At 42.3% G+C, this 14,171-nt stretch carries 12 protein-coding genes; 9 read left to right on the forward strand and 3 right to left on the reverse strand.

Features of this window, described 5'->3' with window-relative positions; genetic code table 11:
- Window positions 1–557 precede the first annotated feature (557 nt).
- Entirely contained in the window at window positions 558–1,280 is a 723-nt protein-coding gene (locus tag ACS8FA_RS27690; RefSeq protein WP_057758750.1) for a CHAP domain-containing protein, read from the forward strand.
- A 147-nt stretch (window positions 1,281–1,427) separates the two neighbouring features.
- On the opposite strand, the gene cadR is transcribed toward ACS8FA_RS27690, so the two are convergent.
- Window positions 1,428–1,838 carry a Cd(II)/Pb(II)-responsive transcriptional regulator gene (gene cadR / locus ACS8FA_RS27695; protein WP_007394845.1) on the reverse strand — a complete coding sequence of 137 codons (411 nt, stop codon included), beginning with the start codon at window positions 1,836–1,838 and terminating at the stop codon, window positions 1,428–1,430.
- Between the two features lie 142 nt (window positions 1,839–1,980).
- Here cadR and ACS8FA_RS27700 point away from each other — a divergent pair, with 142 nt between their 5' ends.
- The 8 genes from ACS8FA_RS27700 to ACS8FA_RS27735 all read left to right on the forward strand — a co-directional run bounded on the left by ACS8FA_RS27700 (window position 1,981) and on the right by ACS8FA_RS27735 (window position 11,334).
- Window positions 1,981–4,182 carry a heavy metal translocating P-type ATPase gene (locus tag ACS8FA_RS27700; protein ID WP_102083145.1) on the forward strand — a complete coding sequence of 734 codons (2,202 nt, stop codon included), beginning with the start codon at window positions 1,981–1,983 and terminating at the stop codon, window positions 4,180–4,182.
- Between the two features lie 121 nt (window positions 4,183–4,303).
- A complete protein-coding gene (locus ACS8FA_RS27705; RefSeq protein ID WP_439267321.1) occupies window positions 4,304–6,352 on the forward strand; it encodes a heme lyase CcmF/NrfE family subunit in 2,049 nt (682 codons plus the stop codon).
- A gap of 69 nt (window positions 6,353–6,421) precedes the next feature.
- Window positions 6,422–7,015: a DsbE family thiol:disulfide interchange protein gene (locus tag ACS8FA_RS27710; protein WP_193004894.1), complete on the forward strand. Its 594-nt coding sequence runs from the start codon at window positions 6,422–6,424 to the stop codon at window positions 7,013–7,015.
- A gap of 83 nt (window positions 7,016–7,098) precedes the next feature.
- Window positions 7,099–7,581: a cytochrome c-type biogenesis protein gene (locus tag ACS8FA_RS27715; RefSeq protein ID WP_371532842.1), complete on the forward strand. Its 483-nt coding sequence runs from the start codon at window positions 7,099–7,101 to the stop codon at window positions 7,579–7,581.
- Complete coding sequence (gene ccmI / locus ACS8FA_RS27720) at window positions 7,578–8,858, forward strand: c-type cytochrome biogenesis protein CcmI (protein ID WP_114701928.1); 1,281 nt, start codon at window positions 7,578–7,580, stop codon at window positions 8,856–8,858. Before ACS8FA_RS27715 ends, ccmI begins: the two co-directional genes overlap by 4 nt.
- A gap of 141 nt (window positions 8,859–8,999) precedes the next feature.
- Complete coding sequence (gene lspA / locus ACS8FA_RS27725) at window positions 9,000–9,707, forward strand: signal peptidase II (RefSeq protein ID WP_114701927.1); 708 nt, start codon at window positions 9,000–9,002, stop codon at window positions 9,705–9,707.
- A 275-nt stretch (window positions 9,708–9,982) separates the two neighbouring features.
- Window positions 9,983–10,315 (forward strand): DUF3817 domain-containing protein, encoded by a 333-nt coding sequence (locus ACS8FA_RS27730; RefSeq protein WP_131603940.1) that lies wholly within the window; start codon window positions 9,983–9,985, stop codon window positions 10,313–10,315.
- A 686-nt stretch (window positions 10,316–11,001) separates the two neighbouring features.
- A complete protein-coding gene (locus ACS8FA_RS27735) occupies window positions 11,002–11,334 on the forward strand; it encodes a recombinase family protein (RefSeq protein WP_439267419.1) in 333 nt (110 codons plus the stop codon).
- 234 nt (window positions 11,335–11,568) lie between these two features.
- On the opposite strand, the gene ACS8FA_RS27740 is transcribed toward ACS8FA_RS27735, so the two are convergent.
- Window positions 11,569–13,152 (reverse strand): Fic family protein, encoded by a 1,584-nt coding sequence (locus ACS8FA_RS27740; protein ID WP_114701979.1) that lies wholly within the window; start codon window positions 13,150–13,152, stop codon window positions 11,569–11,571.
- 164 nt (window positions 13,153–13,316) lie between these two features.
- Window positions 13,317–13,913 (reverse strand): recombinase family protein, encoded by a 597-nt coding sequence (locus tag ACS8FA_RS27745; protein WP_114701980.1) that lies wholly within the window; start codon window positions 13,911–13,913, stop codon window positions 13,317–13,319.
- Between the last annotated feature and the right edge of the window lie 258 nt (window positions 13,914–14,171).

The raw sequence follows: 14,171 nt of genomic DNA on the forward strand, positions 1-14,171 counted from the left end.
ATGTATCGAAACAATTACGTAATATTACATAAGCCAGTAGGGAATTAACATCTATATTAATATTATAAATTATTATATTATCTTAATAATTAGTTAGACCCTATATAGGGTAATTACTTCATCCAATAGAAAAACGTCTGAGGGTTAAATCTAAATTATAGATTTAACCCTCAGACGTTTTTTTGCTTATAAAACAGTAGAAATTGTGGTCAATCTAGTCAGCTATATTCTGTACATGTTACACAAACTTACATTGTAAAATGTGGGATATTAGCAATTTTTTCGACATCAAAAAAGTATTTTTGGGGTTTTTAAGGGGGATGACAGGCTAAACAGCCTATGCTAAAGTCGGCTTTGTGTTTTGGTCAGCAGCTTGATTTGTAACAGCTTCGTAAGACTTCAATGAGCTGTGATCGCCAATAATCATTTTTTATATGAATAATATGCAGCAGAAGTATCAGTCACTATGACATATATATACTTGAGTTATTGAGATTTAATTGACTGCGCTGTTGTTGATAACAGACGATTTTGAATTAACCGTAGGTATTAGATTTATGAAACAGGCTTTATTGATTTTGTCAGTACTGGGTATGGGCATAGCACAAACGAGTGGTGCTGCTATCACAATCTCTCAAACAAATAATACCATCACCAATACTTCTGTGGCATCAAACTACGGTTCATCAAAAAACATCTATAGCACCAAAAGTGGTGCTTATGTTTCTAATAATGATGAAATTAGTCAAGCAATTAGCAACCTAAGTGCGCAGGCCAAGCAAAAAGAGAATCAGCTTTCATCATTAAACAGCCGCTTATACGCTGAAAAACAACAGCAGCAAGTCAATAAGGTTCCTGACAGCAATTCAGCCCCCGCTATCGCTGCTGCTCGCGCCTCAAAAGTGGCTTTATCTGGCAGCTCTGGATATTGTGCCCGTTACGTACGTAAAGCACTACAATCAGCTGGTTATGAATTTACACCCAATCCTTCAGCCTATCAGTACGCCACTCGTGGCACGCTTGATAAAGCAGGTTTTAGCAAAATCAGTAATGATATGCCAACCCAAGTAGGTGATGTTATTGTCTATGATCGCTCATCAAAGCGCCCGCATGGCCATATCCAAATATTTGATGGCGAAAATTGGATTTCTGATTTCCGTCAGAACAGCATCAGCCCATACAGTGGTGTCTATGCTTATACGACATGGCGCGATTCAAAATACGTGGATGACGCATCCGCATCAGATCGTAATATCTACCTTGCTATGAATGATAAATAAGACTTTCTAAGTCAGCACAACATAGTTGTTATTTCCTCCAACCCAGTAGTGATCTTAATATCATTGCTGGGTTTTTTTGTGCTTAACATCAGGGCGTATTTAACCTTTCATGATTTGATCCGTCAGAAATGAACACTACTGATATCATTACTCATGACAGGAGTTATCGACAAGCGCGTTTAAAATGCCACATGATGACGCTGGTGCACTACTTGCACATTTCTGGCGCAAAACGGTCAAGTGATGCTTTAAGTGCATCAGTTCTTCCATTCGTATTTCCACAGCATGAATGTGCTCATCTAGCAAGTTATTCACATCGCCGCAGTCCTTGTCAGGCGACTCCCAGTATTCAAGTAAGATTCGCACATCATCTAAAGCCATATCGAGCGTACGGCAATGTAGGATAAATTGTAGACGCTCAATGTGCTCTTCATTATATAAACGATAATTCCCTTCGCTACGAAAAGGCTCGGGTAATAAACGCTCTTTTTCATAATAGCGAATGGTTTCTACTGTGGCACCTGTGCGTTTAGCGAGCTCACCAATTTTGATTGTCATAACAACCTCTATGATTTAAATAATTAAAGTGGCTGTAAAGACTAGCGCTAGAGAAATTAAAATTACGAAACTGTAGATAAATAACCTTGACTCTAAAGCCACTATAGGGTTCATAATATCATTATTCAAAGGGTAAATTATTATGAAATATCATATTGAAGGTATGGACTGTGCCAGTTGCATCGGCAAGATTGAAACAGCTTTGAAACGTATGCCTGGGGTTTCTGATGTTCAGCTGAATTTCGCTACAGAAACGCTAGAGCTAAATTTAGCCCCTGGTGCGCCGACTCAGGCTAGTGATATCGAAAAAACAATCAAAAGCCTAGGGTTCGGCATCTCTGCCAATACTGGTCAACAAACTGTATCGGCTATTGATATTGACAGCGACAATCAGATGGCTCCGCAGGATAAGCAATGGTGGCAAACTCAAAAAGGCAAACAGGTTGTTGGCCTCGGTATTTTGATGGGCAGCGCTTATGCACTGTCACTACTGTTGCCCGCTTATGGGATATGGGTGTTTGCCATCGCTGTGATTGTAGGCGTTTTTCCATTTGCGCGCAAAGCCTTAGCACTGGCTAAAACAGGTTCATTCTTTTCAATTGAAACGCTGATGTCCGTCGCCGTGCTTGGCGCACTTATCATTGGTGAAGCTGAAGAGGCCGCAGCAGTTGTCTTTTTGTTCTCAATCGGTGAACTGTTTGAGAGTATCGCTGCTGATCGCGCTCGCGCTGGCATCAGAGCCTTATCATCGCTGGTTCCGAAAAGTGCAATTTTACTTGATGCTCAAGGTGGGCAGCGTAACGTTCCAGCGACTTCATTACAAGTGAATGACCTTGTGCTGGTGCGTCCTGGAGATAGGGTATCTGCTGATGGTTCCATTGTTCAAGGTGCGTCCAGCCTTGATGATTCGCCCGTGACGGGAGAGTCTGTTCCTGTTGCCAAGACGATGGGTGACAATGTATTTGCAGGGTCAATTAACATCGATGGTGTGCTCCAAGTGCGCGTAGAAAAGACAGCCGCCGATAACACCATTTCGCGCATTATTGAGCTGGTAGAGCAAGCCCAAGCCTCCAAAGCACCCACTGCCCGTTTTATTGAGAAATTCAGTCGCTATTACACACCGGCAGTGATGGCTATTGCCGCACTAATTATTATCATTCCACCGTTAGCCATGGGTGGAGATTGGTCGACTTGGTTGTATCGCGGTCTAGCACTGTTGCTGATTGCCTGTCCCTGTGCTCTTGTACTATCAACACCCGCTGCCATCGCCTCTGGTCTTGCTGTTGGTGCGCGCCGTGGCTTGCTGATCAAAGGCGGTAGTGCTTTAGAAACTATCGGCCAAGTGAAGACGGTCGCTTTTGACAAGACAGGCACTTTAACTGAAGGCAAACCACGCGTGACCGATGTTGTTGCCTTTACACAAGAGGACTCAAGTATTCAAGGTCAGAATTCTCAAGGTCAAGATGAGATATTGGCACTTTTTGCCAGTGTGGAGACTGGTTCTAGTCACCCACTTGCTGAAGCCATTGTCAGCCATGCTGAAGCCGCTAAAGTTGTTATACCTGTGGCTTCCAAAGCTTCTGCTACTGCGGGTAAAGCGGTACACGCAACTGTCGCGGAGCGCGCGCTAGCTATCGGTTCGCCTGTTTACGCAGCCGATGAGGCATTGATTTCATCCACACAACAGGCGCAAATTGAGGCGCTGCAAAATGAGGGTAAGACCGTCTCTGTTCTTTTCGATGAGCAAAACCGTGAAGTGCTTGGATTAATCGCGCTAAGAGACGAATTACGAGACGACGCTCATGAAGGTGTGGCTCAGCTCAAAGCGATGGGTGTGCGCTCCGTCATGCTAACAGGCGACAACCGCTTAACCGCTCAAGCACTTGCCAGTAATTTAGACGTGGAATGGGAAGCTGAGCTGTTGCCTGAGGACAAACTGCGCCTGCTTAACGAGATGAAGAACAACCGCAAAATAGCGATGGTTGGTGATGGTATTAACGATGCGCCAGCGCTAGCAACTGCCGATGTTGGCATCGCGATGGGTGGTGGTACCGATGTGGCCATTGAGACGGCCGATATCGCATTATTAAAAAGTCGTGTTACGGATATGGCTCATCTCATCGCACTTTCACGTGCCACCATGCGCAACATTCATCAGAACGTCATTTTCGCTTTGGGTCTCAAAGGCGTCTTTCTGATCACGACCGTATTCGGCATTACTGGACTATGGATTGCGGTTCTAGCTGATGCTGGAGCAACAGTGCTCGTTACTCTTAATGCGTTACGTTTACTGCGCTTTAAGGGAGCGCCTCCACTGGTAAATCCGCCTAAAGTAGTTAAATAAAACCCTTCGAAATCAATTAAAAACTAGAGATAGCAGCAGATTTCGGGGGTGGGTTCTAATAATAAAAATTCCACCGCCACAGTAAACTGCAACCGCATTAGAGTAAATAAGGTTAGACCGTATGTTGATTACAGAATTGGGCTATTTTGCCTTGCTTACCGCTTTTGTATTGGCGTTATTGCAGGTAATTCTGCCAACTATTGGTGTTATTCATAACCAAGTTGCTTGGCAACGACTAGCCCCTAGCTTAGCTTGGGCACAGTTTGCCGCCATGATAACGTCATTTGGCGCTTTGATAGCAGGTTTTTATTATAATGATTTTAGCCTCAGTTACGTCGCGCAGCATTCCAATACGCTGTTGCCTTGGTACTATAAGTTATCGGCGACATGGGGCGGACACGAGGGCTCTTTGCTGCTATGGATGACCATCATGGCCACATGGTGTGCACTGGTATCATACTTTAGTCGCGGCTTGCCGTTATCAATGCGTGCGCGGGTATTAGTTATTTTGGCCGGTGTACAGTTAATGATGCTAACGATGCTGATATTTACCTCGTCACCGTTTGAGCGTACCTTACCCAATCTAGCGGTCGATGGCGCTGATTTAAATCCTGTCCTACAAGATTTCGGTCTGATTATTCATCCGCCCATGTTATATATGGGCTATGTGGGTATGGTAGTACCTTTTGCATTTTGTATGGCGGCATTGTGGGAAGGGCGTTTAGATGCTGCTTGGACACGCTGGTCACGTCCATGGGCGCTCGCGGCTTGGGGGTTTTTGACCATTGGTATTGCACTGGGCTCGTGGTGGGCCTACTACGAGCTTGGCTGGGGCGGTTGGTGGTTTTGGGATCCGGTAGAGAATGCCTCGTTTATGCCTTGGCTTGTCGGCTTAGCATTGCTGCATTCATTAGCAGTCACTGAAAAGCGCGGGGTGTTTAAAGCATGGACCATTATGCTGGCTATTTTCGCCTTTGCCTTAAGCTTGCTTGGCACGTTCCTGGTACGCTCTGGAGTCCTTACCTCAGTGCATTCGTTTGCCGCTGATCCGACGCGTGGTTTGGTTATCTTAGCTATTCTTGGCATTATCATCGGTAGTGGTCTATTAATGTTTGCCGTTCGAGGTTGGCGTTTAACCGTTGAAAGTCAATATCAGCTGATTTCACGTGAGTCCTTTTTAGTGATCAACAACGCCATCATTTTGATTGCAACCTTAGTGGTGCTGCTCGGCACCCTTTACCCTATTATCGCTGATGCCTTTGGTTTAGGACAAGTGTCCGTTGGCCCTCCTTATTTTAATGCATTATTTGTACCTTTAACGTGGCTGTTATTAATAGCTATGGGTATGGGCTCAAATATTCGCTGGAAAAAAGACACCCGTCCACTACTGGGTATAGGCATGGTCATCGCCGTTAGTAGCTTAGTATTAGCTGCCATTATTACTTACTTTGTTAATCCATCGTCTATGCTTAATATTGGTGTGACTTTAGCCGTTAGCTTTTGGGCACTGCTATGGATGGCAGTTGATTTTAAAGATAAAACTAAGAATGCGCCTAATGTTTTTAACGGTTTGCGGCAGTTGCGTCTGAGCTATTGGGGTCAACAGACTGCTCATATTGGCGTATTGGTTGCTGTCATTGGCATAGCCTTTACTAGTAGCCTGAGTATTGAGCGTGACGTAGCAATGGGTATTGGCGATACAGTCAATGTTCAAGGTTACGATTTTGAAGTAACTGAATTTTTTGAAATAAAGGGTAGTAACTTTGATGCAACGCAAGCGCAAGTCGTGGTATCCAAAGACGGTCGTGAAGTGGCGAAACTGACTCCAGAAAAGCGTACTTATATTATCAGCACGATGCCAACGACTGAAGCCGCTATTGACCCCAGTCTTATGCGCGATGTTTATGTCGCACTGGGCGAACCTATTGCCGATGGTAGTAACCAATGGGCATTAAGGATTTATGTAAAACCATTAATTCGCTGGATTTGGTTAGGGGCAATTATCATGGCTCTAGGTGGATTAATTAGTATGCTTGATAAACGATACCGCATCAAAAAAGTTAAAGCTCCGTTGCTAGTTACTGGTAGTTTGGCTACTGATGGAGTCAATGAGGTAGCTATTGAGCAGGCAATCTCAGCATCGACGATGTCGACACTAAAGGAGAAATAAATGACTATGTCGAATAACACTCCTGAGCAAAAAGATAGCCAAAACAGTAAGCAGCGTAACCCAAAGGCAATGAAAAAAAAGCAGATGAAGCTATGGTTCTTAATTCCGCTTATCCTCTTTTTTGGTTTGGTAGTTATATTGTACATGCGCTTAGGTAAACCAACAGACATTGTGACCAATACCGCTCTTGAGCGTCCGGTTCCTGCCTTTGAGCTGCCGTTATTAGCAGATACTACCCGTACTATCACCAATAATAATTTGCCAGATAAGCCGTTTTTACTTAATGTTTGGGGCTCGTGGTGCCCAACTTGCATTATTGAGCATCCGTTTTTAATGCAACTAGAAGAGCGCGGCATTGATATCGTTGGTGTGAATTATAAGGATGAGATTGGTAATGCGCTCAGTTACTTAAACCAAGGCGGTGATCCATTTTCTATGTCTATTCAGGATTCATTGGGTCAGTTTGCTCTAGACTTAGGCATAACTGGTGCGCCCGAAACCTTTGTTGTGGATGGAGATGGCATCATTCGTCAGCATATTGTTGGTGAGATTAATGAAGCCAATTGGCAACAGCGTGTTAAGCCGTGCCTGACCGTACTTAATGAGGCTAATAAGAACAACGATAGTCCTGATCTCATTCAGGTTGAGGAGATGTGCAAATGAACGTTACTCGAATAAGAGCTCCTCAAATAAAACTCAATATAATTTTAAAACTAGCAAGCTTAATACTAGCGTGTCTGCTTAACATGACGGCAAACGCAGCTATTGACGTATACGATTTTGATTCACCACAGCAAGAAGCTCAGTATCGTGGATTAATAGAAGAGTTTCGCTGCCCAAAATGCCAAAATCAAAACCTTGCAGCCTCTGATGCACCGATTGCACAGGATCTAAAGCAAAAAGTCTATGATTTAATTAAAGATAGACGTAGTGATGCTGAAATACGCGCCTATATGCAAGAGCGCTACGGTGACTTTATTAGCTACAAGCCGCCTATGCGACCATCGACATGGATCCTATGGTTTTTTCCACCACTATTATTGCTCGTCTTAATTGTTGGTTGGTTTTGGCAAAGTAAACGCCGCCAAGTTGTCGCCCGTGGCCAAAACGGCGTTACAGTGAACAGTACTGCTGCCTTGACCTCTGCGGAAAAGGCTGAGCTTGATCGTCTATTATCGCAAGCTGAGAATGTCGACCACGATATTACTAGCATAGAGGACAAAAAATGACTCTATTTTCTACTTTTGGCTTATTTGTAGCTCTAAGCTTGCTGATTGCTCTTATATTTGCGCTAATTGCTATTATGCCATGGCTACGAGCACCGCGTTTGCAGTCCAAACCAATAGACAATCAACTGCTAGATATTAATGTTGCAGTATTTCGCGAACGTTTAGCTGAGCTACAAACAGATAAAGACAGCGGTACTATTAATAATAGCCATTATCAAAATCAAAAGCTGGAACTGGAGCGTCAGCTATTAGATGCGCAGCGTCAGATAACACCTATGGTCACCCCTGATGTCAAAAGCCGTTTAATTGTCGCAGCTTGGATCCCAATATTGGCTGCAATGGCGTACTTACTAATAGGCAATCGTACGCCCGTGTTTGATTTGTGGACAAGCGAGGACAAAGTAGGACAAGTGGCTGATGACCTATTGACGGCTAAGATTGATAAGCCACCAAAGTGGGCGACTGAAAACGGTCGTCAGTTGATTAGCGCTATGCAGACCAACGTCCATCGTAACGCTGATGATCCTAATCGCTGGATGCGCCTATCTGAACTTTTCTTATCGATGGAGGCGACTGACTCTGCGTTAGAAGCCTTATCGCGTGCCTATCGTTTAGCACCTGATAACGAGGAGATTGCTACTACTTATGCTCAGACTAGTTTTTTTGTTAATGAAGGTCAGTTAGACGCCAATATTCGCCGTCTATTACAAGCTATATTAGCTAAGAATCCGCAGCATGAACGGGCTCAAATGCTCATGGCAATGGGTGAGACTCGTAGTAGTAACTTTGCCCAAGCGCAAGGTTGGATTAAACGCTTACAAGGCAGCATTGTGGCCAAACCAGGTGATCATACTAAAGCTTTAGCAAGCTTAGATGAGTTAAGCAACTACGTTAGCACGCAAGAAAAGCAAGCGCTAGAAGGTATTGACGTGACAGTGAAAATTAACGCTAATTTATTACCGTTAGTGAAAGCTGATGATGTGTTGTTTGTTGCGATACGTGACGTTAAAGGAGGTCCACCGTTTGCCGCCAAACGTTTACCCATTAGTATTATCAAGCAAGGTGAGGCTAGTATCCGCTTAAGTAATCTTGATGCGATGATGCCAGATCGCACGTTAAATTCAGCTCGTAGTGACAAAACTCAGTTAGCAGTCGTTGCTCGTATTAGTCATAGCGGTAATGCCATAGCAGAATCAGGCGACTTATCGGGTAATCCTATAATGATTAGCGTTGAACAGACTCAGGTTAATGTTGAAATCAATCAACAGATTCCCTAATAAAAAATTATTACCGTAAGTTTCATAAAACCAGAGCGGTAAGTGGAGCCGTTTATGAAAGTGGCGCGATTAATAATTGTATACCAAAAACATATACGTTTAACATTGTTCATTGTATAAACATAGATAAAGAAAACAACTATGACTGAATCTACCGACAGATTAGATAGTACTAAATTGAATAGCGTTGAATCGGCTAGTACTAATATTGCTGACAATAAAGTACCTATAGCTGTGAGTAGTACTCATCAATCGATTGACTCTAAAACCATGAATCATACGCCTAAAGCTATGTACGTGACTTCAGGCAACTCAATAACACCTAAAGGTAAGTTGGACAAAATGCCAAAAATGGTTGCCAATGGCAGTCGCGCTTTTATCTGGTATTTGTTGGCGATAATGGTATTAATACTTGATCAATGGACTAAGTGGTTGGCCCAAACCACATTAGCGTTCAATGACCCCGTACCGGTCATTGAACCATTTCTCAACTGGACACTCGCTTATAACTATGGGGCAGCATTTAGCTTTTTAGCCGACGCTGGCGGTTGGCAGAAATGGTTTTTCTCAGGCTTAGCTTTTGTAATGGCTATCTTTTTAACGGTTTATTTAATCAAAGCGCCACGTGCAGCCAAGCTATTATCTATGGGGTTGGCCTTAATGCTTGGTGGTGCGATTGGCAACTTAATCGATCGTTTAAGAATTGGTAAAGTGGTTGACTTTATCCATGTGCATTATGCTGATGTATGGAATTATCCTATTTTCAATGTTGCAGATATAGGTGTCTGTGTCGGTGTCGCATTGATTATAATTGACATGATATTTTTAGAAAGTAAGCGTAATAAATAAGCACATTGATGCCGATTATCACAAACAAAATGAACTAGCGTCGTAGTCACTCTATACGGAAACATACTTTTTATACTTGAGTATGTTTATAAAATGTGAACTGGAAGATAATGTATGACTGGTATAGGTACTCACTCATTTTAGGTCTTAAAACTCAATACTTAAAAGCTCTGCGTAGAGCCATTATTATAGAGACATTGAATAATCCATAAATTCTTTATTGATCATAACAAAAGGAAAATACAGTGTCACAGGCTCAGCCAACTATTGAAAAAATTCACAGCCTTAGAAAAAAACAAGAGACAGCGTTAAAAAGTCTTACCCTTATAGGCTATCTAGAAGGCACCTCTTTCTTATTATTGCTCTTCATCGCCATGCCACTAAAATATATGATGGACATTCCAGAAGGTGTGAAATACATCGGTATGGCACACGGTATGTTGTTTATTACCTATATCATAATACTTATAGGCTCAGCTATCAAAATGAAAATGCCTCTTTGGGCAATACCTGCGGGCGTACTCGGCTCACTCTTACCTTTTGGCCCATTTATATTCGATCATTTACTAAAAAAGAACTTGCAGGAAAATGTAAGTAAAGAAGCCTAGAACAAGCTCTGCTACAAATGCCACAAACGTATCTTATTACTCAAGATTATTTTTCCTAACTAAATCACAAGCCGCCATCACTCATCATGGCGACAAATGAATAACATTGAGCAGAAATTAATCACAATAAAACTTTAATTCAGACCAAGTATGAATAGCCTCACACTCCAGTTACTTTTCGAACTTATCTTACATACTATCGACAAACCCGTCTTGTTTAAAAGCTAAACAGGTTTTGTCATTCGCGATGGCTTTCCTGTTATCGTAGGGTATACCCCAAGGGAACCATCTAAAAGGCATCAAAAACCGATTAATAGACGACTTAAAATAGACTGCTGTAATGGAACTACTTATAACAGACTATTGTACGTGTTTATGTTTATCAGAGCGTGTCTACGAGCGTCTACCAAAGAATAAGATGCCAAGCGTACCAAAAACGAGCTTATACAGTTTGCTACTGATCATGATCACAAAATTGCCGCCTTCTATGTCGAAAACGAATCAGGCGCAACTTTAATACGTCCACAGTTAATGTAAGTGATCGATGATGCCTATGAAGGCGATATAATTTTGGTAGAGCAGATTGACCGCTTAGCACGTTTAAACCAAGCTGATTGGGATACTCTCAAAAGAATGCTATTAGAAAAGAATCTGGGGTAGTATCAAAAGAGCTACCGACCTCATATATGACGCCTCAATCTGAGAGCAGCACTGAATTTATGAGCAGCGTATTACAGTCCATTAATTCGATGATGCTTGATATGCTCGCTGCTATTGCTAGAAAGGACTATAAAGATCGACATAACCGTCAGGTGCAAGGTATTGCTCATGCTAAGACAGAAGGTAAATATTTAGGGCGTAGGAAAGATACCGAAAAGCGTAAGATTATTGCTAGCCTCCTAAAATCTGGGCATAGCTATTCTGAAATACAAGCTACAGCTAAGTGTTCGCGTCAGCTGATAGCTGTTATAGCTAAACAAATACTCAAATACTCAAATACTCAAATACTCAAATTTTAGGAGCTGTAATAATTCTTGTCAAACAAAAGTAATCTGTTATCAAAGTTCCTTTAACATATTCTATTTTTAGTAGTTTATTAGCTTGAATAGGGTCAAGAAAAATATTGATTACTTTTCAGGCTACGGTATTTTCGCCGAATCGTTTTACAAACGAATCATCATTGGAACGATAATATTGAGACTAGCTTGAGCTTGATTATCAAGGCAGACTTTCCTGCGTATAGCAGGGTTCGTCTAACTATTCAAACCATCTGCTTCATCTTTAAAGGTCTCTACAACGATAGAGAAAATATCGTCCCAAACCTCATCATTTGCCAAAAACGGATAATCCTTCAGTAGCTTATTACTTTTAGCACCCTTATTTTGTAGCATGCTGCGAATGATTCTATCGGCATAGCTGTTGGGCATCTCAACAATCTCTTTTATCGCCAGTCGTGCATGGTCATGCTTTCTTAGGTACTGTGACTCGTTATGCATCTCTTTTTCAATAACATGAGCAATCAGTCCTGATAAGTACTGAACGTGAGGCGTTAGATCCATGAAGCGCCATGCAGGTTGAATCAGGTGAGTATTTCCAAAATTTAAGTTTGAGCGAATACCATCAGGGTAGGTAACTGCCTGTTTATCAAAGCTGTAATGATCACGGATTTGCTTCATGAGCGGCACAGAGACACGGTCTAAAATCTTATCATAGGCATGCCGGTCTGAGGGATGCTCGGCAATGGCTTGTGATATAGGTAGGATAATCGGCTCATGAATGACCTGGTCTCGCCTGAGGACGTCATTAATTAAAAAGCGATGTACACGGCCATTGCCATCCGCCAGCGGATGAATATATACAAAGGCAAAGGAGGCAACCGCACTACGCATCAGTGCTGATTGTCCCTCAGTCTTTTCCATAAATACCTGTAATCCTTCTAACTTATCAGCAATGTCATCAGCTGGTGGAGCAATATAATGCACAATTTCTTTAAAGCCATTGACCTGAGTATGCGACACAAAAACTGGTGATTGACGGACACCATACTGCTGGATAACCGTTTTGCTACCGAGTATCTCTTGTTGCAACTCTGCTAGTGATTCAGGATCAAGCGGAATGTCACCGGTGCCGGTACGCCGTGCCATCACATCGGCAAAACGTTCAATGCGTTTTAACTCTTTTCCCTCACCTTCTATAGTAAAGCTGGCTTTACTCTCTCGTAGGGTCATCCATACGGAGGCGCGCATCAGTAAGTCTTGCCCAAATTCATCGTTAAGTTTGTCAACCATTGTGGCAATATCGAGTGCAGCTGCTTGCGTAAAGGCCTCTGTTTTTACCAGCATCGGACAGAAATGACGGGTTCCTGCTAGATTGTCATTGATACGCCAGCGAGCGTTCTTGATGACCTGCGAAGGACTTGAAGTAACCAACTTCTTGGTATCCAAAGCATCCACATAGTTACCGCCTATATTACTCGGTACCTCTAAATGCTTATCCATGAGCCACTCATACAAGAAAGCCATTCTACGGGCATAGCTGCCTGTCGGCTCAGCGTTTACCCATGCTTGCACGTCATTTGCCCCTATCTGCTCAAATAGACGAACCAGTAACTCTAAATTCAGTACTTCATGACGCATGTGAAACTGTAAGTGCGCAATGATAGTGTCCAGTGGACGTGCGGTTTCCTGATAAGCGTTATGAATGACGTCACCGTCTTTATAGGTTTGTCTGCGCCCACCGATACTACTGCTGACATATAAAGGCGAAACCAGCTCTATGCTGGCATAACGGACAAGCCATGCTGCGCCAATAGGATCTGAGATAGGGGTATTCATCATGAGTGGCTCAAGCGATTATAGATAAGCCATTTTGCGCAAAAACAATTATGAATGCAATATAATGATTATTATAAAGCCTTATTGCATTAAAACGATTTTCTTATGACGTTGCGATGCCTTTAAATCAAGACCAAAGGTCACGTTGAGTCGATATTTAAAATACCTCAGCTATTGACCTGCTTTAAGACACGATAAACGGTAGCTACGCCAACACCAACCGCCTTAGCGATCTCTTCTTTTGTCATATTGTTTTGACTAGCCAATGCTTTAATACGATTGTGTTTTGCGGTATTGGCTTTCTTACCAGTGGGTTTATAGCCACTGTTGGCCAATCCTTGTTTAATGCGCTCTCTACGCTTGTCATTATCAAGCTTTGCCATGGTCGCTAATAAATCGATCAGCATATCGTTAATCACTTTTAGGATCTCACCTGTCATACCGTCACTCATCGTATGTGTGGTTGGTAGATCAGCCACCACCAATCGTAAGCCCTTATCTTTAATACGCTGCTTTAGAATCGAAAAATCATCTTGAGATAGTCTGCTTAATCTATCCACGCTTTCAACCAATAAAATATCGCCTTGCTCGGCGTCCTTTAGCAACTTAGCTAAGATTGGTCTATCGAGCTTTGTACCACTGAAGTGCTCAACGTAATCAACATAGCTATCACCATAGCGGCTACTGAAGGCAACCAAATCTATTAATGCTCTAGTAGCGTCTTGATCCTTAGTGCTGGCTCTCACATAAATACGAACGGTCATAATACCTCTTTGTATCAGTTAGACTTAATAATTGATGTTCATTGATAATAGCAAGATATTACTATCATTTAATATCAAATAAAAGTCAAATGATAGATAGGTTATCGTTTAGAAGTTTTATGTTTTGGGTATAGGTTAATGATAGGCTGACTAAGGTGATAAAACCACCTTAGTCTAATTCTAGGTAGGTTGTTAGCTTCTACATAGTTGATTTAGATAATCGGTCTTTTAGACGTACATTCATAAAACAGGTATATA

Origin of the sequence: Psychrobacter sp. 1Y1 (assembly GCF_051847395.2) — a bacterium.
Lineage (GTDB): Bacteria > Pseudomonadota > Gammaproteobacteria > Pseudomonadales > Moraxellaceae > Psychrobacter.

Bases quoted from the DNA above. Each gene is read 5' to 3' on its own strand.
- ACS8FA_RS27735 (WP_439267419.1), top strand. From the start codon at position 11,002: ATGACGCCTCAATCTGAGAGCAGCACTGAATTTATGAGCAGCGTATTA.
- ACS8FA_RS27715 (WP_371532842.1), top strand. From the start codon at position 7,099: ATGACGGCAAACGCAGCTATTGACGTATACGATTTTGATTCACCACAG.
- ACS8FA_RS27745 (WP_114701980.1), bottom strand. From the start codon at position 13,913: ATGACCGTTCGTATTTATGTGAGAGCCAGCACTAAGGATCAAGACGCT.
- ACS8FA_RS27700 (WP_102083145.1), top strand. From the start codon at position 1,981: ATGAAATATCATATTGAAGGTATGGACTGTGCCAGTTGCATCGGCAAG.
- ACS8FA_RS27710 (WP_193004894.1), top strand. From the start codon at position 6,422: ATGAAAAAAAAGCAGATGAAGCTATGGTTCTTAATTCCGCTTATCCTC.
- ccmI (WP_114701928.1), top strand. From the start codon at position 7,578: ATGACTCTATTTTCTACTTTTGGCTTATTTGTAGCTCTAAGCTTGCTG.
- lspA (WP_114701927.1), top strand. From the start codon at position 9,000: ATGACTGAATCTACCGACAGATTAGATAGTACTAAATTGAATAGCGTT.
- cadR (WP_007394845.1), bottom strand. From the start codon at position 1,838: ATGACAATCAAAATTGGTGAGCTCGCTAAACGCACAGGTGCCACAGTA.
- ACS8FA_RS27705 (WP_439267321.1), top strand. From the start codon at position 4,304: ATGTTGATTACAGAATTGGGCTATTTTGCCTTGCTTACCGCTTTTGTA.
- ACS8FA_RS27690 (WP_057758750.1), top strand. From the start codon at position 558: ATGAAACAGGCTTTATTGATTTTGTCAGTACTGGGTATGGGCATAGCA.
- ACS8FA_RS27740 (WP_114701979.1), bottom strand. From the start codon at position 13,152: ATGATGAATACCCCTATCTCAGATCCTATTGGCGCAGCATGGCTTGTC.